At 73.4% G+C, this 20,198-nt stretch carries 15 protein-coding genes; 14 read left to right on the top strand and 1 reads right to left on the bottom strand.

Annotated features, from left to right (window positions below; all coding sequences use genetic code 11):
- The first annotated feature begins 23 nt into the window (after window positions 1–23).
- Both ACIQZN_RS30925 and ACIQZN_RS30920 read left to right on the top strand, forming a co-directional pair.
- Window positions 24–287 carry an acyl carrier protein gene (locus tag ACIQZN_RS30925; RefSeq protein WP_404000920.1) on the top strand — a complete coding sequence of 88 codons (264 nt, stop codon included), beginning with the start codon at window positions 24–26 and terminating at the stop codon, window positions 285–287.
- Window positions 288–1,184 carry an MBL fold metallo-hydrolase gene (locus ACIQZN_RS30920; protein ID WP_404000917.1) on the top strand — a complete coding sequence of 299 codons (897 nt, stop codon included), beginning with the start codon at window positions 288–290 and terminating at the stop codon, window positions 1,182–1,184.
- Between the two features lie 15 nt (window positions 1,185–1,199).
- Here ACIQZN_RS30920 and ACIQZN_RS30915 read toward each other — a convergent pair whose 3' ends face one another.
- The gene (locus tag ACIQZN_RS30915; protein WP_404000914.1) at window positions 1,200–1,688 is read right to left on the bottom strand and encodes a nuclear transport factor 2 family protein; all 489 of its coding nucleotides are present in this window, start codon (window positions 1,686–1,688) and stop codon (window positions 1,200–1,202) included.
- Between the two features lie 164 nt (window positions 1,689–1,852).
- Between ACIQZN_RS30915 and ACIQZN_RS30910 the strand changes: the two genes are divergently transcribed.
- From ACIQZN_RS30910 to ahcY, 12 genes are all read left to right on the top strand, one after another.
- The gene (locus ACIQZN_RS30910) at window positions 1,853–3,427 is read left to right on the top strand and encodes a class I adenylate-forming enzyme family protein (RefSeq protein ID WP_404000911.1); all 1,575 of its coding nucleotides are present in this window, start codon (window positions 1,853–1,855) and stop codon (window positions 3,425–3,427) included.
- A gap of 43 nt (window positions 3,428–3,470) precedes the next feature.
- Window positions 3,471–5,162, top strand: coding sequence for an FAD-dependent oxidoreductase (locus ACIQZN_RS30905; RefSeq protein ID WP_404000908.1), 1,692 nt, complete (start codon window positions 3,471–3,473; stop codon window positions 5,160–5,162).
- On the top strand, window positions 5,159–5,953 hold the full coding sequence (locus ACIQZN_RS30900) for an SDR family NAD(P)-dependent oxidoreductase (RefSeq protein WP_404000905.1): 795 nt from the start codon (window positions 5,159–5,161) through the stop codon (window positions 5,951–5,953). The genes ACIQZN_RS30905 and ACIQZN_RS30900 overlap by 4 nt, the downstream gene beginning before the upstream one ends.
- Before the next feature lie 62 nt (window positions 5,954–6,015).
- Complete coding sequence (locus ACIQZN_RS30895; protein WP_404000902.1) at window positions 6,016–6,972, top strand: aromatase/cyclase; 957 nt, start codon at window positions 6,016–6,018, stop codon at window positions 6,970–6,972.
- Between the two features lie 142 nt (window positions 6,973–7,114).
- Window positions 7,115–8,881 carry an acyl-CoA dehydrogenase gene (locus ACIQZN_RS30890; RefSeq protein WP_404000899.1) on the top strand — a complete coding sequence of 589 codons (1,767 nt, stop codon included), beginning with the start codon at window positions 7,115–7,117 and terminating at the stop codon, window positions 8,879–8,881.
- Complete coding sequence (locus ACIQZN_RS30885) at window positions 8,878–9,711, top strand: 4'-phosphopantetheinyl transferase family protein (protein ID WP_404000896.1); 834 nt, start codon at window positions 8,878–8,880, stop codon at window positions 9,709–9,711. The genes ACIQZN_RS30890 and ACIQZN_RS30885 overlap by 4 nt, the downstream gene beginning before the upstream one ends.
- Window positions 9,712–9,990: 279 nt before the next feature.
- Window positions 9,991–12,117, top strand: a complete 2,127-nt coding sequence (locus ACIQZN_RS30880) for a condensation domain-containing protein (RefSeq protein WP_404000893.1) — start codon at window positions 9,991–9,993, stop codon at window positions 12,115–12,117.
- Window positions 12,118–12,164: 47 nt separating this feature from the next.
- Window positions 12,165–13,376, top strand: a complete 1,212-nt coding sequence (metK, locus tag ACIQZN_RS30875) for a methionine adenosyltransferase (protein ID WP_404000890.1) — start codon at window positions 12,165–12,167, stop codon at window positions 13,374–13,376.
- Between the two features lie 40 nt (window positions 13,377–13,416).
- Window positions 13,417–14,400: a carbohydrate kinase family protein gene (locus ACIQZN_RS30870; protein ID WP_404000888.1), complete on the top strand. Its 984-nt coding sequence runs from the start codon at window positions 13,417–13,419 to the stop codon at window positions 14,398–14,400.
- Complete coding sequence (metH, locus tag ACIQZN_RS30865; RefSeq protein ID WP_404000885.1) at window positions 14,397–17,867, top strand: methionine synthase; 3,471 nt, start codon at window positions 14,397–14,399, stop codon at window positions 17,865–17,867. The genes ACIQZN_RS30870 and metH overlap by 4 nt, the downstream gene beginning before the upstream one ends.
- The gene (metF, locus tag ACIQZN_RS30860; protein WP_404000883.1) at window positions 17,867–18,742 is read left to right on the top strand and encodes a methylenetetrahydrofolate reductase [NAD(P)H]; all 876 of its coding nucleotides are present in this window, start codon (window positions 17,867–17,869) and stop codon (window positions 18,740–18,742) included. The genes metH and metF overlap by 1 nt, the downstream gene beginning before the upstream one ends.
- The gene (gene ahcY, locus ACIQZN_RS30855) at window positions 18,732–20,183 is read left to right on the top strand and encodes an adenosylhomocysteinase (protein WP_404000880.1); all 1,452 of its coding nucleotides are present in this window, start codon (window positions 18,732–18,734) and stop codon (window positions 20,181–20,183) included. Before metF ends, ahcY begins: the two co-directional genes overlap by 11 nt.
- Window positions 20,184–20,198 lie beyond the last annotated feature (15 nt).

The raw sequence follows: 20,198 nt of genomic DNA, 5'->3' as shown, positions 1-20,198 counted from the left end.
ACCCGTACCAGGAGGGGAACACCGTGGACCGCCTGCACCTGATCGACCTTGCCGCCCTGCTGCGCGACGCCGCCGGCAGCGACGAGGGGGTGCCGCTGGACGAGGCCGCCCAGGACCTCCTCTTTCTCGACCTGGGCTACGACTCGCTGGCCCTGCTCCAGGTCACCGGCATCATCGAGCGCGACCACGACGTGGCGCTGGACGAGGAGGCGCTGGACGAGGCGCAGACGCCGCGCGCGTACCTCGACCTCGTCAACGGGGCGCTGGCCGCCCGGTCGGCGGCTTGAATGCCGGACCGGCTCGCTGAGATCGCCGACGGTGTCCACGCCCATGTCCAGGGCCACGGCGGCTGGTGCCTGAACAACTCCGGGCTGCTCGCCGACGGCGGTGAGAGCGCGCTGATCGACACCGTCGCCACCCTGGACCGGGCCCGCGCCCTGCGCGCCCGGGTCCTGGCGGTCGCGGACGGGCCGCCCCGGTACCTGGTCAACACGCACTTCCACGGCGACCACACCTTCGGCAACTGCGTCTTCCCCGAAGCGACCGTCGTCGGCCACGCGCGGGCCCGGGACGAGGCCGCCGCAGCCGGACTGCACCTGACCGGACTCTGGCCCGAGGTGCGCTGGGGGGACCTGGAAGTCGTCGTCCCGCAGGTCACCTTCGAGGAGCGGATGACGCTGTACGTGGGGGAGCTGCGGGCCGAACTCCTGCACGTGGGGCCCGCGCACACCTGCGGCGACACCGTGGTGTGGCTGCCGGAGCGGCGCGTCCTGTTCGCCGGTGACGTGGTGATGAACGGCGTCACCCCGTTCTGCCCCATGGGCTCGGTCAGCGGCTCCCTGCGTGCCCTCGCCGAGTTGCGCGCCCTGGAACCGCTCACGGTCGTCCCCGGGCACGGGCCCGTCGGCGGCCCGGAACTCCTCGACGCCGACGCGGGGTACTTCCGCCGCCTCCAAGAGCTCGCCCGCGAGGGCGTCGCCGCCGGCCTGACCCCGTACGACGTCGCCCGGGAGGCGGGGCCCGGCCCTTACGCCGGGCTCCTGGACTCCGAGCGCCTGGTGCCCAATCTGCACCGGGCGTACGCGGAGGAGCGCGGCGCCCTCCCGGGCGCGCCCCTCGACATCGGGGCGCTGTTCCAGGAGATGGCGCGGTACCACGGCGGTCTGCCGGTCTGCCGCGCCTGACGCACCGCGCATCCCTCAGACGAGCTCCGGGGCCGGGTAGCCGGCGGTGAGGTCGTCCCGCGACACCACGCGGCTCCGGACCCGCAGCCGGCCCCGGCAGCGCACCAGTTCGTCCGCCATCACGCAGAACCGCGACACCACCGGCGCACCGCCCCGGGGTGTCGCGAAGACCAAGGCGTAGGCGCGGGTGTGCAGGACGCCGCCGGGGCGGACGTCCACGTCGAGCATGCCGATCCAGTGGCGCAGCTGCCCGCCCTCGCGCTCCTGACGGGCCCGGTTGCGGTGGACGTTGGCGGCCAGCTCCGCGCGCCCGTGCACCGGGCTGTCCAGCGTGGGCACGCTGAACACGGCGTCCTCGGTGAAGGTGGCGGCCCAGCGCTCGGCCTCGTGCCGGTCGAAGAGCTGCATCTGGTGGGCGTAGAACTGCTGCACCTCGGCGTACAGCGAACCGAATTCCGAGGTGTCCGGCGCGGGTCCGGTGAGGTGCGTGGTGTCGGCCGTCATCGTGTCTTCCTTTTCCTCCGCAGGGTTCTTCGGGCGGTTCTCCGTCACCTTCCGTGGTGCTGATCGAGCGCTCTTCGAAGATTCCTCAAGCGCACCGGCGGAGGGTGAAGGCAATCCGGAGGTAAAGGCCGCCGGTGTACGACGGAAACGGAAGGGGACCCCCGGTGCGCGACACCCCGTACGGCGAACTCCTGGTGGACGGACTGCTCCGCCGCGCCGCCCTGCGCGACCCCGACGGCACCGCCGTGCGCACCGCGACCCGCGTGCTGCGCTTCGCCGAACTCGACGCCTACGCCGACCGGATCGCCGGTCGGCTCTCCTCGGCGGGCGTCGGCCGCGGCACCCGGGTCGGGGTCACCCACGCCCTCACCCCGGAGTTCGCCGCCGCCTACCACGGGGTCGTGCGGGCCGGGGCCACGGTCGTCCTGGTCAACCCGCTGATTCCGCCGGACGGGCTGCGCCATGTGCTCGCCACCTCGGGCGCCGAGATCGTCCTCGCGCCCGCCGCCACCGCCGCCGCCCTGACGAGGATCGCGCCCGGGTTGCCCGCCTTGCGCACCGTGGTGGCCATGGACGGGCAGGCCCCCGCCGGCACCGTGCCCCTGCACGAGCTGATCGCCGGGGCGCAGCCGTACGCCGGGCCCGCCGCATCGCCCGACGACGTGGCGTGCGTGCAGTTCACCACCGGGACCACCGGCGCCCCCAAGGGGGTCCTGCTGACCCATCGCAACGTGGTCGCCAACGCCTGGCAGACCGCCGACGCGCACGGCCTGACCGGCGCGTCGGTGACCCTCAACCACCTGCCGCTCTACCACGTCATGCACCTGAACTCGGCCCTGTACGCGGGCGCGTGCCAGGTCCTCTGCCAGGACCCGGACCCCTACGCCTCGCTCGGCGCCGCCGCCGACGCGGGGGCCACGCACTACTACGGGCTGCCCGCCCGGCTGCACGCCCTGGCCGCCGACGAGCGCCTCGCGGCGGGCGGTGCGCCGGACGGGCTGCGGCTGACCGCCGTGCTGTCCGGCGGATCGGCGCTGCGGCCGCAGGCGGCGGGCGTCCTGGAGCAACGGCTCGGCGTGCCCGTCATCCAGGGGTACGGCATGGCCGAGCTGTCCCCGCTCACGCACAGCCAGCGGCCCGGCCGCTACCGCCCCGGCACCGTCGGCTCCGTCGTCGCGGGCACCGAGTGCCGCATCGTGGACCTGACGACCCGGCGCCCGCTCGGCCCCTGGTCGGTCGGCGAGGTCCTGGTGCGCGGGCCGCAGCTGATGGCCGGTTACCTGGACGAGGCGCACCCCGCCCAGGTGGACGCGGACGGCTTCTTCGCGACCGGTGACGTCGGCCGCCTGGACGACGAGGGCAACCTCAGCCTGGTCGACCGGCTCGCCGACGTCTTCAAGTACGACAACGAGATCGTCTCGCCCAGCCGCGTCGAGCGGATCCTCGCCGACGACCCCCGGGTCGCCGACTGCCTGGTCGCGGACTGGCCCGACCCCGAGCACGGGGCCCTGGTATGGGCCGGGATCGTGCTGCGCGAGGACGCCGGGGTGGAGGGCGACCCGTACGGCCACGGCGTGCTCGACGTGCTCGACGCCATCACCGAACGCGCCAACGACCGCCTCGGCCGCTTCGAGCAGATCCGCTTCGCCGAGGCGATCGACACCGTGCCGCGCACGCCCACCGGGAAGCCCCGGCGGCGCGCCGTGCGGCAGAAGCTGCGCGCCAGCGCCGCGCTGTGACCGCCCGACCGTCCGTTCCGCCACCCACCCCGGGAGACCGACCATGGTGAACTCCGGCACGGAGCCGGCCGCCCCGCCGCAGGTGCTCATCGCGGGCGCCGGCCCCGTCGGCCTGACCGCCGCCCACGAACTGGCCCGCCGCGGCCTGCGGGTCCGCCTGATCGACGCGGCCCCCGGCCCCGCGCGCACCAGCCGCGCCGTCGCCACCCACCCGCGCACCCTGGAGACGTACGACCAGATGGGCGTCGTGGACGCCATGCTCGCCCGGGGCCGCCGCAACGCCGCCTTCACCATGTACGCCGAGGGCCGCCGCCTGGTCCGCCTCCAGGCCGACTACGCGTCGATGCCGACCGCGTACCCCTTCACGCTGGTCATCGGCCAGACCGACACGGAGGCCGTGCTGCGCGAGGCGGTGGCTCGGCTCGGCGTCGACATCGAGTGGGGCGTCCGGCTCACCGGCCTCGACCAGCGCTCGGACGGGGTGCGGGTGACCCTGGAGGACGCTGACGGCACCCGGAGCACCGCGGACGCCTCGTGGCTGATCGGGTGCGACGGCGGCCACAGCACCGTCCGCAAGCTCCTCGGCCTGGAACTCGCCGGCACCAGCAGCGAGACCTGGATGCTCGCCGACGTGCCCGTCACAATGGACCTGCCGCCCGACACCATCTACTGGGCGCACACCGGCGGACAGGCGCTGATGATGGTGCCGTACGCGCGCGAGGGCCACTGGCGCCTCCTCGACACCGTGCCGGACCGCGACCCCGCCGGCGCGGAGGAACGCCTCGGCGCGAAGCTGTCCAAGGGCCTGGGCCGCCAGGTCACCGTGGGCCCCAGTGAGTGGACGTCCGTCTTCACGTTCCAGCAGCGCAGGGTCGACCGGATGCGCGAGGGCCGGGTCTTCGTCGCGGGCGACGCCGCCCATGTGCACAGCCCCGCCTCCGGCCAGGGCATGAACACCGGCATCCAGGAGGCGTACAACCTGGCCTGGAAGCTCGCCCAGGTCGAACAGGGCCACGCGGCGGACCGGCTGCTCGACAGCTACGGCGCCGAGCGCGTGCCCATCGGCGCCGCCCTCCTCGACTCCACCCGCACCGCCACCGTCCTCGTGCAGCTGAAGAACCTGCTCGCCGCGGCCGTGCTGCCCGTCGTCTTCACCGTCGTACGCAACGTCACCCCGCTGCGCCGCGCCATTCAGCGCAAGGTCCTCGGCGGGATGTCCGGGCTGCGCATCGGCTACGCCGCATCCCCGCTCACCACCGCCGCGACCGCCGACACCGGGCCCGCCCCGGGCGACCGCGCCCGGGCCGTCGCGCTGGACGGCCTGGAGCCCACCGTGCGCGAGGCGTTCGCCGACGAACTGCGGGACGTGCGGTGGAGCCTGCTCCTCGGGGCGGGCGGCTCCGGACCCGGCGACGTGCCCGTGGGCGTCGCCGTCACCGCGGCCGCCCAGTACACCGAATGGCTCTCCGTACGCACCCTCGGCGGCTCCGAAGGCCCCGCACCGCTCGCCGACCCCGGCGCCGCGCTGCGCACCGCGCTCGGCCTGCGCCCCGGCTCCTGGCTCCTGGTGCGGCCCGACGGATACGTCGCCGCGCGCGGCCCGGTGCTCAGCCGGACCGCGCTCGACCGGGCCCTCGAACCCGTCGGGCCGTCCGCCCCGCTCGCGCTGCCGGCCCGGGCGGAGCCGCGCGCCGTCCCCGTACCCCTGGCCACGACGAAGGAGCACCGCTCATGACCGCCACCTCCGAGACCCGTCCCGTCGCCCTGGTGACCGGCGGCACGAGCGGCATCGGCCTGGAAGTGGTCCGTACGCTCGGCCGCGCCGGACACCGCGTCTTCCTGTGCGCCCGGACCGACGCGGCCGTCAAGGAGACCGTCGACGCCCTGCGGGACGAGGGACTCGACGTCTCCGGGCAGGCCGCCGACGTGCGCTCCCGCGAGGACGTCGCCGCCCTGGTGCGCGCCGCCGTCACCGCGTACGGGCCGCTCACCGTCCTCGTCAACAACGCCGGGCGCAGCGGCGGCGGCGTGACCGCCGAGCTGACCGACGAGCTCTGGTACGAGGTCATCGACACCAACCTCAACAGCGTGTTCCTGGTGACCCGCGAGGCCCTGGCGATCGGCGGGCTCCAGGACGCCGCCGCCCGGGGCCGGATCATCAACATCGCCTCCACCGCCGGCAAGCAGGGCGTCCTGCTCGGCGCCCCGTACAGCGCCTCCAAGCACGGTGTCGTCGGCTTCACCAAGGCGCTCGGCCGCGAGCTGGCGCCCTCCGGCGTCACCGTCAACGCCGTCTGCCCCGGCTACGTCGAGACCGCGATGGCCCAGCGGGTGCGCGCGGGATACGCCGCCGCCTGGGACACCACCGACGAGGACGTCCTCGCCCGCTTCGAGGCCAAGATCCCCCTCGGGCGCTACTCCACCCCGGAGGAGGTCGCGGCCCTGGTCGGCTACCTGGCGTCCGGGCCCGCCGCCTCCATCACGGCGCAGGCCCTCAACGTCTGCGGCGGCCTGGGCAACTTCTGACCCTCCCGGACCGCCCGCGCCACGCGGGCGGGGTCCACGAACAACCGAGAAAGAGGTGTGTGGTGTCGGACGTACGTGTGCACCGGACGAGGCACAGTGTCGACGTGGACGCCCAGCCGGGCGTCGTCTACGGGCTGATCGCGGACGCCGAGCGCTGGCCGCTGTTCTTCCCGCCCAACGTGCACGTGGAGCGCCTGGAATTCGACGGCCGCGACGAGCGGCTGCGCATGTGGGCGACCGCCAACGGCGACGTGCGGTCCTGGCTCTCCGAGCGGACCCAGGACCCGGCGGCGCGCCGCGTCACCTTCCGGCAGACCCGGCCGCAGGCCCCGCTCGAGACCATGGAGGGCACCTGGATCGTGGAGGAACGCCCCGGCGGCGGGACCCGGCTGGTCCTGCTGCACGACTTCACCGTCGCCGGGGACGGCCCCGCGGACGTGCGGTGGGTCGAGACCGCGTGCGACACCAACTCCCGAGCGGAGCTGGCCGGTCTGAAGGGGGTCGCGGAGCGCTGGACCCTCCTGGACGACCTCGTCCTGTCCTTCGAGGACTCGGTACGCGTCCACGGCCCCGCCGAGCTGGTGTACGACTTCCTGTACCGCATCGGCGACTGGCCCGAGCTGGTCCCGCACGTGTCGCGCCTCGACTTCACCGAGCCCGCCCCCGGCGTCCAGGTCATGGCCATGGACACCGTCACCGCCGACGGCGGTACGCACACCACCGAGTCCGTCCGCATCTGCTTCCCGCACGCCGGGCGCATCGTCTACAAGCAGACCACCACCCCCGCCCTGATGGAGGCGCACACCGGCGAGTGGTCCGTGGTGCCCGACGCGACCGGCGTCACCGTCGTCTCCCAGCACACCGTCGTCCTCCGCGAGAGCGCCGTCGAGCAGGTGCTGGACGCGGGCGCCGGACTGCCCCAGGCCCGCCGGTACGTACGCGAGGCGCTGGGCCGCAATTCCACGGCCACGCTCAACCTGGCGAAGCGGCACGCGGAGACCGCGGTCCGCATGCTGTGAGACACCGCTGGGCCGATTCCGGAGCGCCCGTGGAGCGGTTCCCGAGCCGTTCTCCACCGCGTCGCGAGCGGCCGCCCGCAGGGTCGAGCCACGCCCACCCGTACCCCGTGCCCGTACGACGAAGGAGGCGGACGCCGCCGTCATGACCACCCTCGCAGAGATCCCCGGGCGCCCCGCCGCCACCTCTTCCCCCGACCGCGCCGACGCGGACGCCCTCGACCGGGCGCGGCGCCTGGAAGGACGGCTCGGCGACCCCTACGACCCCGCCAACCCGCACGGGTTCGCCGCCCTGTTCGACGCCGACGCCCGCAGCACCCCGCCCGAGGCGACCGAGGCCCTGCTCAGTGACGAAGGGCTCGGTGCCGAATTCGTGCCCGTCGCCCTGGGCGGCCGGCTGGCCCGTGCCGATCTGCTGGCCCGGGCCCTGCGGCCGGTGTTCCGGCGCGACCTGGGCCTCGGCATGGGCCACGGCCTCATCTCGCTGTTCGCGGCGGGCGCCGTGTGGGCGGCCGGGGACGAACCGCAGCGCCGCGCGACCGCCGGGCTGCTGCTGGACGGCGGCCGGATCGCGATCCTGCACCACGAACTCGCCCACGCCAACGCCATCCTGCGCCACGAGTTCACCGCCCGCCCGGCCCCCGGCGGACGCCGGATCAGCGGCCGCAAGGACGTCATCCTCAACGCGTCCCGCGCCGACCTCCACGTCGTCTACGCCCGCACCGACGAGGCCCCCGGCCCGCGCAGCCACTCCGTCCTGCTGCTCGACCCGGCCGGACAGGACCCGGCCCACCTGCGCCACCTGCCCCGGGTGGAGAGCACCGGAATGCGCGGGGCCCTGTTCTCCGGGCTGGAATTCGCCGAGCTGCCCGTGCCCGAGGACGCGCTCGTCGGCCACCCCGGCGACGGGGCCGGTATCGCCCTGCGCGCCTTCCAGGTGAACCGGAGCCTGATCTGCGGGCTCGTCACCGCCGCCGCCGGAACGGTCCTGCACTCCGCGGCGCGCGCCGCGACGGAGGGCCGCGCGAGCGGGGTCGCCCGGCGCCGGCACAAGCCGCTCACCGGGGTCTTCGCCGACCTCCTGGCCTGCGACGCGATGTCCACCACCGTCCTGCGCGCCCTCAGCCTGCTGCCCGCGAGCGCCCACCTCTTCGCCGCCGCCGTCAAATACGTGGTGCCCGAACTGCTGCGGGAGAACCTGGAAGAGCTCGCCACGGTCCTCGGCGCCCGGGGCTACGACCACACGAGCCCCGCGTACGGGGCGCTCGGCAAACTCGGCCGCGACCTGCCCGTCGCCGGGCTCGGGCACGCCGGATCCGCCTCCTGCCTGTCGGTCCTGGTGCCCCAGCTGCGCGGCCTCGCCGAACGCTCCTGGTTCGCCGAACCGGAGCCGCCCGCCGAGCTGTTCGCGCCCGGCGCCGCGCTGCCCCACCTGGACTACCGGCTCCTCGGCATCGCGGGCGGCGGCGACTTCATGGCCGCCTCGCTCGCCGCGACCGCCGAACGGCTCGCCCCGCTCCGCGAAGCCGGCGGGCACACCGGCGCGCTGGCCGGGCTCGCCGAGGCGTTCGCCACCGAACTGCGCGGGCTGCGCGCACAGTGCCGCCGCATCCCGCCCGGCCCCGCCGCCCTCGCCGACCCGGCCGTCGTCCGGCTCGGCGACCGCTACAGCCGGATCGTCGGCGCCGCCGCGGTGCTCGCCGTCTGGGAGGGCCAGGACGGCGCCGACCCGTTCCTCGCCGACCCCGCCTGGGCCGTGCTCGCCCTCACCCGGGCCGGGCAGCGCCTCGGCATCCCCGTGCCCGCCCTGCCCGACGGCGTCCAGGACCAGGTGCTCGCCGAGCTGCTTCGCAGGCACGGCCAGGGTCTGGGCTACGACCTCGACGCGCTCCCGTACGAAGGCAGGCCATGACGAGCATCCCCGCGCCCGGTGCCGGGCGGATCAGCGCACCCCTCCACGTCGCGGGACCGGGTGCGCCCTGGCACCTGGTGCGCGAGGCCATGGACCGCCACGGCAACGCCGTCGTCCACACCACCTGGGGCGAGTGGCTGGGGGCGGCCGTCACCCAGCCGGCCCTGCGCCGGCTGCTCGGCGGCGACTGGCAGCGCTACCGGCGCACCCAGGACCCCACACTGCGCTACCGGTTCCTCGCCTCGCGCCTCGTCACCAAGTACACGGCGGCCGCCGCCCTGCGCACCGGACCGGCCGAACTCGACCTCGCGTACCGGATCGGCGGCCGCCCGTATCTGCGCAGCCTCGACCAGATCGACGTGAGCCTCACCCACACCGAGGACATGATCGCCGTCGGCATCAGCCGCAACGGCCGGATCGGCGTCGACGTCGAACCCGCCACCCGGCCCATGTCGTACGACCTGCTCCAGGGTCACGTCCTGACACCCGGCGAGCGCGGGGCGCTGGAACACCTTCCGGAGGGGGAGCGGGCGGCGCGGCTGCTGCGGCTGTGGACGCTCAAGGAGGCGTACACCAAGGCGCTCGGGCAGGGGCTGCGGCTCGACTTCACCGAGTTCGGCTTCGCCGAGGGCGGCGGCGAACTCCTCGCGCCCGATGGCCGGCCCGCCGCCGACGGCGAATGGGCGTTCGACACCCACCGGGTCCTGGGCGGGCGGTACATGCTCAGCGTCGCCTGCCACGACACCGGCCTGGCCGGCTCCGCCGACACGACGGTCCGCACCATGCTCGACACGGGCTTCGCGGGGGCGGTCACCGAATTACTCGGCTGAATCGTGTCGCACTCGGCCCCGCGTCCAGTCCCGCTGGAGGAAGACGCGGGGCCTTCGCATGCCCGCGTACGGTACGGAGCCGGTCGCCTCCCCGACGGAATCCTGCGGGACCACGGCGCCCCACCACCGGACCACCGCCGTGTCAGTGCCGTGTCGGTCCCGTGTGGGCGGGCCCTCGCATACTCGTTCCGCATTCGCCGACAGAGGGGAGGGAGGGGGTCTCCCGCATGCGCGTCGCAGCCGGTCCGCCGCGCTCCCGCATGCGTGCCCCGCAGGACGATGACCACCGACCACTCCTCGCACACCACCTCCGCCCGGGCCACCCCCGGCGGCCCGATGACCGTCGTCCTCGACCTCACCGGCCAGGACCCGGCCGCCCCGCCCGTCCTCGAACTGCGGGGCCCCGTGGACCCGCACCGCGTCGAGGCTGCCCTCGACCGCCTGGCCCGGCTCGGCACGCGCCCCGCGCCCTCCTGGCGGCCGCGCCTGGAACCCGCCGACGACGGACACCACACCCTGTGCCTGACCCCGGACGGGCCGCCGGCCGCAGACGCCGACGCGCCCTTCCCCGCTGGGCTGTTCGCGGACCTGCTCACCGTCGCGGAGAGCGGCCCCGCGCCCGCGCCCCGGATCGAGCCGACCCCGCTGCAACGCGAACTCCTCGCGGACGCGGACGCCCACCCCGGCACCGAGGGCTGGTGCGAACAGCTCGCCGTCACCTGGTACGGGCCGCTCGACCCGGAACGGCTCGCCGCCGCCTGGCAGTCCGTCGCCGAACGCGAGAGCGTGCTGCGGGCCGCCTTCGAGGAGGGGCCCGAGCCGTGGATCGTCTGCCACGAGGGCGCCGGGCCCGAAGTGCTGCGCTTCCCGCACGGCAGCGTGGACTGGCACGCACTGGTCGAGGCCGACCGGCGCCGGGGCCTCGACCCGCGCCGCCCGGGACCGCTGCGCGTCACCTTCCTGGGTGGCGGCCCGGACGCGGCCGGCCGCACCCGTGTCCTGCTGAGCTTCCACCCCGCGCTCCTCGACGACTGGAGCGTGCGGCTGCTGCTGCACGAGTTCTACCGCGCCTACCTGGCGGGCGGTGAGCTGCCCGGCGGCGCCCGCCGCCCCGACCTCGGCGACTACACGCGCTGGCTCGCGGCCCAGGACACCGCCCCGGCCCGCGAGTTCTGGCGCGACGCGCCGCCCGGCCCCGCCACCCACCTTCCCGCCGGCGACGGCACCGGCCAGGTCAGGGCCCGGATCACGCCCGAGGAGAGCGAACGGCTCGCCGTGTGGGCGGGAGGCCTCGGCTGCCCGGAGAGCAGCGCCCTGCACGCCGTGTGGGCGCTGGCCCTCTACCGGGCCGGCGGCCACGAGGGCGCGGCCGACATCGGCTTCAGCGCGGCGGTCTCCGGCCGGGGTATCCTCCTCGACGGCGTCGAACGGCTCCCCGCGGCCCTGCGCAACCCGCTGCCGATGACCGCCGGCGTCAACCCGTACGCCCCGCTCGCCGACCTCCCCGCCCGCCTGCGGGACCAGGCCCTGGACGTGGCCGGGTACGAGTGGGTGTCGCAGGGGCGCATCCGGTCCTGGACCCGCCCCGGCGGCCCTGCCACGCCCGGCCACACCGCCGCGCCCGGTCACACCGCCGCGTCAGGCTCCGCGCCCGCCCCGGCCGCCGTCCCGCGCACCGGCAGCCTCGTCGTCTTCGAGAACCGGCCGCGCCCGCCCGGCGACCTCGCACCGGCGCTCGCCGCGCTGGGTGTCCGCGTCAGCACCCCCGAGACGCTGGGCGCGCGCACCGGATTCCCGCTCACGCTCGTCGCCCACCGGGACGACGAGGGAGGCCTCGTGCTCACCGCCACCTGCCGCGGGACGGCCCTCGCCCAGGCCGAGGACCTGCTCACCAGGACCGCGCACACCCTGCGCGAACTGCCGCGCACGGCAACGCCCGCGACGACGGTCGGCGGGGCGCTCGCGCTCCTCGCGGGACCGCCGGACCGGACACCGCGCGGACGGCAGGGCACCCGGCGCGCGGCCGCCGCGCTGACGGAGCTGCGCCCCGCCGCGCGCCCCGGAAGTGGCACCGTCTGTCTGGTCCGGGCGCCGGGGACCCCGCTGTCCGCGCTGACCCGGGTCGCGTACGCCTACCGGGGGCCGGAGGCCGTGGTGCTGCTGCGGCCACCGCCGTACGCGGACGCCTCCGCCCCGGCCGCCGACGCCGTGGTGGGGGCGCTGACCGACCTCGGCGGCCCCCTCGTGCTCGGCGCGTTCTGCGGGGGCGGCGAGCGTGCCTACGCGCTCGCCGGACAACTCGTCGCCGCCGGTTCCAGGCCGCCCGGAGTGGTCCTCACCGGCACCGCGACCCCGGCCGGGACCTTCGCCCACACCCTCGAAGCGGTGGTCCGCCGCATCCGGTGACCGCCGCGGTCACCATCAACCGCCCCACCTCACACCTCAGGAGAGTCATGACGACACGTCTGTTCACCTCGGAGTCCGTGACCGAGGGACACCCCGACAAGATCGCCGACCAGATCAGCGACGCGATCCTGGACGCGCTCCTCGCACAGGACCCGGGCTCCCGCGTCGCGGTGGAGACCCTGATCACGACCGGGCAGGTCCACATCGCGGGCGAGGTGACGACGTCGGCGTACGCGGACGTGCCGGGCATCGTGCGCCAGGCCATCCTCGACATCGGCTACGACTCCTCCGCCAAGGGCTTCGACGGGACCTCCTGCGGGGTCTCCGTCTCCATCGGCGCGCAGTCCCCGGACATCGCGCAGGGCGTCGACACCGCGTACGAGAAGCGCGTCGACGGCTCCGGCGACGACGCGCTCGACCAGCAGGGCGCGGGCGACCAGGGGCTGATGTTCGGCTACGCGTGCGACGAGACGCCGAGCCTGATGCCGCTCCCGATCGACCTGGCGCACCGCCTCTCGCGCCGCCTCACCGAGGTCCGCAAGAACGGCACCGTCCCCTACCTGCGCCCCGACGGCAAGACCCAGGTGACGATCGGTTACCTGGGCAGCCGCCCGGTGCGCCTGGACACGGTCGTCGTCTCCAGCCAGCACGCCGCCGACATCGACCTCGACGGCCTGCTGACCCCCGACATCCGCGAGCACGTCGTGGAGCACGTCCTGAACGAACTCGCCGACGAGGGCATCAAGCTGGAGACCGACGACTACCGGCTGCTGGTCAACCCGACCGGCCGCTTCGAGATCGGCGGCCCGATGGGCGACGCCGGCCTCACCGGCCGAAAGATCATCATCGACACGTACGGGGGCTACGCCCGGCACGGCGGCGGCGCCTTCTCCGGCAAGGACCCGTCGAAGGTCGACCGCTCGGCGGCGTACGCGACCCGCTGGGTCGCCAAGAACGTCGTCGCCGCCGGTCTCGCCACCCGCTGCGAGGTCCAGGTCGCGTACGCGATCGGCAAGGCGGAGCCGGTCGGCCTCTTCGTGGAGACCTTCGGCACCGCGAAGGTCGCGCAGGCCCGGATCGAGAGCGCCATCCGGGAGGTCTTCGACCTGCGCCCGGCCGCCGTCATCCGCGACCTGGACCTGCTGCGCCCCATCTACCGGCAGACCGCCGCCTACGGGCACTTCGGCCGCGAGCTGCCCGACTTCACCTGGGAGCGCACCGACCGCGTCGAGCAGCTCAAGGCCGCCGCCGGTCTGTGACCGGCGGCCACGGGCCCCGTCGAGAGGGACAGGGATTCATATGCGTATCGCGGTGACAGGCTCCATAGCCACCGACCACCTGATGGTCTTCCCGGGCCGGTTCGCGGACCAGCTCATCGCCGACCAGCTCGCCCATGTGTCGCTCTCGTTCCTCGTGGACGACCTGGAGGTGCGGCGCGGCGGAGTGGCGGCCAACATCGCCTTCGGGCTCGGCTCGCTCGGACTGGATCCGCTGCTGGTCGGCGCCGTGGGCAGCGACTTCGCCACGTACGAGGTGTGGCTCAAGGAGCACGGCGTCGACACCGGTGCGGTGCGCGTGAGCGACGAGCGGCAGACCGCCCGTTTCTCGTGCATCACCGACCAGGACGACAACCAGATCGCGGCGTTCTACGCGGGCGCCATGGCGGAGGCCCGGGAGATCGATCTGACGGCGGAGGCGGCCCGGGCCGGCGGTGTCGGCTTCGTCCTCGTCGCCCCCGACGACCCTGCCGCCATGCTCCGGCACACCGCGGCCTGCCGGACCCTCGGTGTCCCCTTCGCCGCCGACCCCTCCCAGCAGCTCGCCCGCCTCGAAGGCGACGAGGTGCGTGAGCTGGTCGACGGCGCCCGGTGGCTGTTCACCAACGAGTACGAGGCGGCCCTCCTGCTGGAACGCGCCTCCTGGGACCGCGACGACGTGCTGGGCCGCGTCGGCACCTGGGTCACCACGCTCGGCGCGCGGGGCGTCCGCATCGAGAGCGCCGGCGCCCCCGCCCTGACCGTGCCGGGCATCGAGGGCGTCGAGACCGCCGACCCGACCGGGGTGGGCGACGCGTTCCGCTCGGGCTTCCTCGCCGCCACCGTCCGGGGCGCCGCCCCGGAGCAGGCGGCGCGCCTCGGCTGCGCGGTCGCCTCGCTGGCCCTGGCCGCGGTGGGGTCCCAGGCGTACGAGCCGGAGGCCGGGCGGCTGCTGGAGATCCTGCGGCGGCAGTACGGCTCCGAGGCGGCGGCGGCGCTCGCTCCCGTCCTGGGCGGTGCGTCATGACCGCGGGGGAGCGGGTCGCCGCGCTCCGGGAGGCGCTCGCCACCCGTGTGGTGGTGGCCGACGGCGCGATGGGCACCATGCTCCAGGCCCAGGACCCGACGCTTGAGGACTTCCAGCAGCTGGAAGGGTGCAACGAGGTCCTCAACGCGACCCGCCCCGACATCGTGCGCTCGGTCCACGACGCGTACTTCGCGGCGGGCGTGGACTGCGTCGAGACGAACACCTTCGGCGCCAACCACGCGGCGCTCGGCGAGTACGACATCCCCGAGCGGGTCCACGAGCTGTCCGAGGCCGGGGCGCGCATCGCCCGCGAGGCCGCCGACGCGTTCACCGTGTCCACCGGCGAACAGCGCTGGGTCCTCGGCTCCATGGGCCCGGGCACCAAGCTGCCCTCGCTCGGGCACATCCGGTACGCCACGATCCGGGACGGCTTCCAGGCGAACGCCGAGGGGCTGCTCGCCGGGGGCGCCGACGCGCTGATCGTGGAGACGACGCAGGACCTCCTCCAGACGAAGGCCGGACTGGTCGGCGCGCGCCGCGCGATGGACGCGACGGGGGTCCGGGTCCCGCTGATCTGCTCGCTCGCCTTCGAGACGACCGGGACGATGCTCCTCGGTTCGGACATCGGCGCGGCGCTCACGGTCCTGGAACCGCTGGGCATCGACCTCATCGGCCTGAACTGCTCGACCGGTCCCGCCGAGATGACCGAGCACCTGCGCCACCTGGCCCGCCACTCGGCGACCCCGCTGATGTGCATGCCCAACGCGGGTCTGCCGGTGCTGGGCGCGGACGGCGCCTACTTCCCGCTCGGGCCCGACGGCCTGGCGGACGCGCAGGAGGCGTTCGTACGGGACTACGCGCTGTCGCTGGTCGGCGGCTGTTGCGGGACGACGCCGGACCACCTGCGGGCCGTCGTGGAACGCGTACGGGGAAACGTGCCGCCGGACCGGACCCCGCAGCCGGAGCCGGGCGCCGCGTCGCTCTACCAGACGGTGCCGTTCCGCCAGGACACCGCGTACCTGGCGATCGGTGAGCGTACGAACGCCAACGGGTCCAAGAAGTTCCGCGAGGCCATGCTCGAAGGCCGCTGGGACGACTGCGTCGAGATGGCCCGGGAGCAGGTCCGCGAGGGTGCGCACATGCTCGACCTGTGCGTGGACTACGTGGGCCGCGACGGGGTCGCCGACATGGACGAGCTCGCGGGGCGGCTCGGCACCGCGTCGACGCTGCCGATCGTGCTGGACTCCACCGAGGTGGACGTGTTGCGCACCGGCCTGGAACGGCTGGGCGGGCGGGCCGTCGTCAACTCGGTCAACTACGAGGACGGCGACGGGCCCGAGTCCCGTTTCGCGAAGGTGACCCAGCTGGCCGCCGAGCACGGTGCCGCGCTGATCGCGCTGACCATCGACGAGGAGGGCCAGGCCCGCACGGTCGAGCACAAGGTCGCCATCGCCGAGCGCCTGATCGCCGATCTGACCGGCACCTGGGGCATCCGCGAGTCGGACATCCTGATCGACACCCTGACGTTCACGATCTGCACGGGTCAGGAGGAGTCCCGCAAGGACGGCATCGCCACTATCGAGGCGATCCGCGAGCTGAAGAAGCGCCACCCGGACGTGCAGACCACGCTCGGCCTGTCGAACATCTCCTTCGGCCTGAACCCGGCCGCCCGTGTCGTGCTCAACTCGGTCTTCCTGGACGAGTGCGTGAAGGCCGGGCTGGACTCGGCGATCGTGCACGCGTCGAAGATCCTGCCGATCGCGCGTCTTGAGGAGGAGCAGGTCAAGGTCGCGCTCGACCTGGTCTACGACCGCCGCGCCGAGGGCTACGACCCCCTCCAGAAGCTCATGGAGCTGTTCGAGGGCGTCAACATGAAGTCGATGAAGGAGGGCAGGGCCGAGGAGCTGGCCGCGCTGCCGCTGGACGAGCGACTTCAGCGCCGGATCATCGACGGTGAGAAGAACGGTCTGGACGACGACCTCGCCGAGGCGCTGACCACCCGTAAGGCCCTGGACATCGTCAACGACACGCTGCTGGAGGGCATGAAGGTCGTCGGCGAGCTCTTCGGCTCCGGGCAGATGCAGCTGCCGTTCGTCCTCCAGTCCGCCGAGGTCATGAAGGCCGCGGTGGCGTATCTGGAACCGCACATGGAGCGGGCCGAGGGCGAGGAGGGCAAGGGCACGATCGTGCTGGCCACCGTTCGCGGCGACGTCCACGACATCGGCAAGAACCTGGTCGACATCATCCTCTCCAACAACGGCTACAACGTGGTCAACCTGGGCATCAAGCAGCCCGTTTCGGCCATCCTCGACGCGGCGGTGGAGCACAAGGCGGACGTCATCGGGATGTCGGGGCTCCTCGTGAAGTCCACGGTGATCATGAAGGAGAACCTGGAGGAGCTGAACCAGCGCAAGCTGGCCGCCGACTACCCGGTGATCCTCGGCGGCGCCGCGCTGACCCGTGCCTACGTCGAACAGGACCTGCACGAGCTGTACGAGGGCGAGGTGCGCTACGCGCGCGACGCCTTCGAGGGCCTGCGTCTGATGGACGCGCTCATCGCCGTGAAGCGCGGCGTCCCCGGCGCGACCCTGCCCCCGCTCAAGCAGCGCCGCGTACCGCTGAAGGAGCCGAGGTTCGAGGAGCCGGCGGACGTCGGCCGGTCGGACGTCGCCGTCGACAACCCCGTCCCCGCCCCGCCGTTCTGGGGCAGCCGGGTCGTCAAGGGCATCCCGCACAAGGAGTACACCTCCTGGCTGGACGAGGCCGCCCTGTTCAAGGGGCAGTGGGGGCTGAAGGGCGACACGATCGAGGCGGAGGGCCGGCCGAGGCTGCGGATGTGGCTGGACCGGCTGCGTACGGAGAACCTGCTCGAAGCGGCCGTCGTGCACGGCTACTTCCCGTGCGTGTCCAAGGGCGACGACCTGATCATCCTGGACGAGAACGGGCACGAACGGACCCGGTTCACCTTCCCTCGCCAGTCGCGCGGCCGCCACCTGTGCCTGGCGGACTTCTTCCGGCCGGAGGAGTCCGGCGAGACGGACGTCGTCGGGCTCCAGATCGTGACGGTCGGCTCGAAGATCGGCGAGGCCACCGCGGAGCTCTTCGCCTCCGGCTCGTACCGCGACTACCTCGAACTCCACGGGCTCTCCGTACAGCTGGCGGAGGCGCTGGCCGAGTACTGGCACGCGCGCGTCCGCGCCGGACTCGGGATCGCCGACCGCGAACCCGATGGCCTGGACGGCATGCTGCGCACCGAGTACCAGGGCTGCCGCTACTCGCTGGGCTACCCGGCCTGCCCGGACCTGGAGGACCGCGCCAAGATCGCGGACCTGCTGCGGCCTGAGCGGATCGGGGTGCACCTCTCCGAGGAGTTCCAGCTCCACCCGGAGCAGTCCACGGACGCGATCGTCGTCCACCACCCCGAGGCGTCGTACTTCAACGCGGGGCGGGCGGGGGGTGGTCGGTGATGCGCCTGGTCACGGACCGTCCGATGTTCTCCTTCGAGTTCTTCCCGCCCCGCACCGCCCAGGGCGAGCGGACCCTGTGGCAGGCCATCCGCCGCCTGGAGCCGCTGGGCCCCGACTTCGTGTCCGTCACCTACGGCGCGGGCGGGTCGTCCAGGGACCGCACCATCGAGGTCACGAAGCGCCTGGTGACCGAGACGACGCTGAGGCCCGTCGCCCACCTGACCGCCGTCGGGCACTCGGTGGCCGAGCTGCGGCACATCATCGGCCAGTACGCGGACGCCGGGGTGCGGGACGTCCTGGTGCTGCGGGGCGACCCGCCCGGCGACCCCAAGGGGGAGTGGACCGCGCATCCGGACGGCTTCCACCACGCCTACCAGCTGGTCGAACTGGTCCGTTCGCTCGGGGACTTCACCATCGGGGTCGCCGCCTTCCCCGAGCGGCACCCGCGCTCGCCCGACTGGGACAGCGACATCCGGCATTTCGTCGCCAAGTGCCGTGCCGGCGCCGACTACGCCATCACGCAGATGTTCTTCGACGTGGAGGACTACCTGCGGCTGCGGGACCGGGTGGCGGCCGCCGGCTGCACCACCCCGATCATCCCGGAGATCATGCCGGCCACCGACGTCCGGCAGATCCGCCGCTTCGCGGAACTCTCCGACGCCGCGTTCCCCGAGGACCTGGCCCACCGCCTGGAAGCCGCGCAGCACCGGCCCGACATCGCGTACGAGATCGGCGTGGCCCACGCGACCCTGATGGCCGACCGGCTGCTCGCCGAAGGCGCGCCCGGGCTGCACTACATCACGCTGAACAAATCGACGGCGACCCTCGACATCCACCGCAACGTCATGAGCACTAGGAGCCTCCATGCCAGTTGAGACCATCGATTTCAAGGTCGCCGACCTCTCCCTCGCCGCTTTCGGGCGGAAGGAGATCACCCTGGCCGAGCACGAGATGCCCGGTCTGATGTCGATCCGCAAGGAGTACGCCGCAGCGCAGCCGCTGGCGGGTGCTCGGATCACCGGTTCGCTGCACATGACGGTGCAGACGGCTGTGCTGATCGAGACCCTGGTCGCGCTGGGTGCGGAGGTCCGTTGGGCCTCCTGCAACATCTTCTCGACCCAGGACCACGCGGCTGCCGCGATCGCGGTCGGCCCGGACGGCACTCCCGAGGCCCCCGCAGGCGTCCCGGTGTTCGCCTGGAAGGGCGAGTCGCTGGAGGAGTACTGGTGGTGCACGGAGCAGGCGCTGACCTGGCCGAACACCCCCACCGGCGGCCCCAACATGATCCTGGACGACGGCGGTGACGCCACCCTCCTCGTCCACAAGGGCGTCGAGTTCGAGAAGGCCGGCGCGGCTCCGGACCCGGCGACGGCGGACAGCGAGGAGTACGCGTACATCCTCACCCTCCTCAACCGCACGTTGGGCGAGTCCCCGCAGAAGTGGACGCAGCTGGCCTCCGAGATCCGTGGCGTGACGGAGGAGACCACGACCGGTGTCCACCGCCTGTACGAGATGCACCGCGACGGAAGCCTGTTGTTCCCGGCGATCAACGTGAACGACGCGGTGACGAAGTCGAAGTTCGACAACAAGTACGGCTGCCGCCACTCCCTGATCGACGGCATCAACCGTGCCACCGACGTCCTGATCGGCGGTAAGACCGCCGTGGTCTGCGGTTACGGCGACGTGGGCAAGGGCTGCGCGGAGTCGCTGCGCGGCCAGGGCGCCCGCGTGATCATCACCGAGATCGACCCGATCTGCGCCCTTCAGGCCGCGATGGACGGCTACCAGGTCGCCACCCTCGATGACGTCGTCTCGCAGGCCGACATCTTCGTCACGACGACGGGCAACAAGGACATCATCATGGCCTCGGACATGGCCAGGATGAAGCACCAGGCCATCGTCGGGAACATCGGTCACTTCGACAACGAGATCGACATGGCCGGCCTGGCGAAGATCGACGGCATCGTCAAGGACGAGGTCAAGCCGCAGGTCCACACCTGGACGTTCCCGGAGGGGAAGGTCCTGATCCTGCTGTCGGAGGGCCGTCTGCTGAACCTGGGCAACGCGACCGGCCACCCGTCGTTCGTGATGTCGAACTCGTTCGCGGACCAGACCCTGGCCCAGATCGAGCTGTTCACGAAGCCGGAGGAGTATCCGACCGATGTCTACGTGCTGCCCAAGCACCTGGACGAGAAGGTCGCCCGCCTCCACCTCGACGCCCTCGGCGTGAAGCTGACGACCCTTCGCCCGGAGCAGGCCGCGTACATCGGTGTCGAGGTCGACGGCCCGTACAAGCCCGACCACTACCGCTACTGACCCTCCGCCCTACGA

Source organism: Streptomyces sp. NPDC097595, assembly GCF_044761525.1.
In the GTDB taxonomy this organism is placed as follows: Bacteria; Actinomycetota; Actinomycetes; order Streptomycetales; family Streptomycetaceae; genus Streptomyces; species Streptomyces drozdowiczii_A.
The sequence above is the reverse complement of the archived record's forward strand: the minus strand, read 5'-3'. Positions and strand labels throughout refer to the sequence as shown.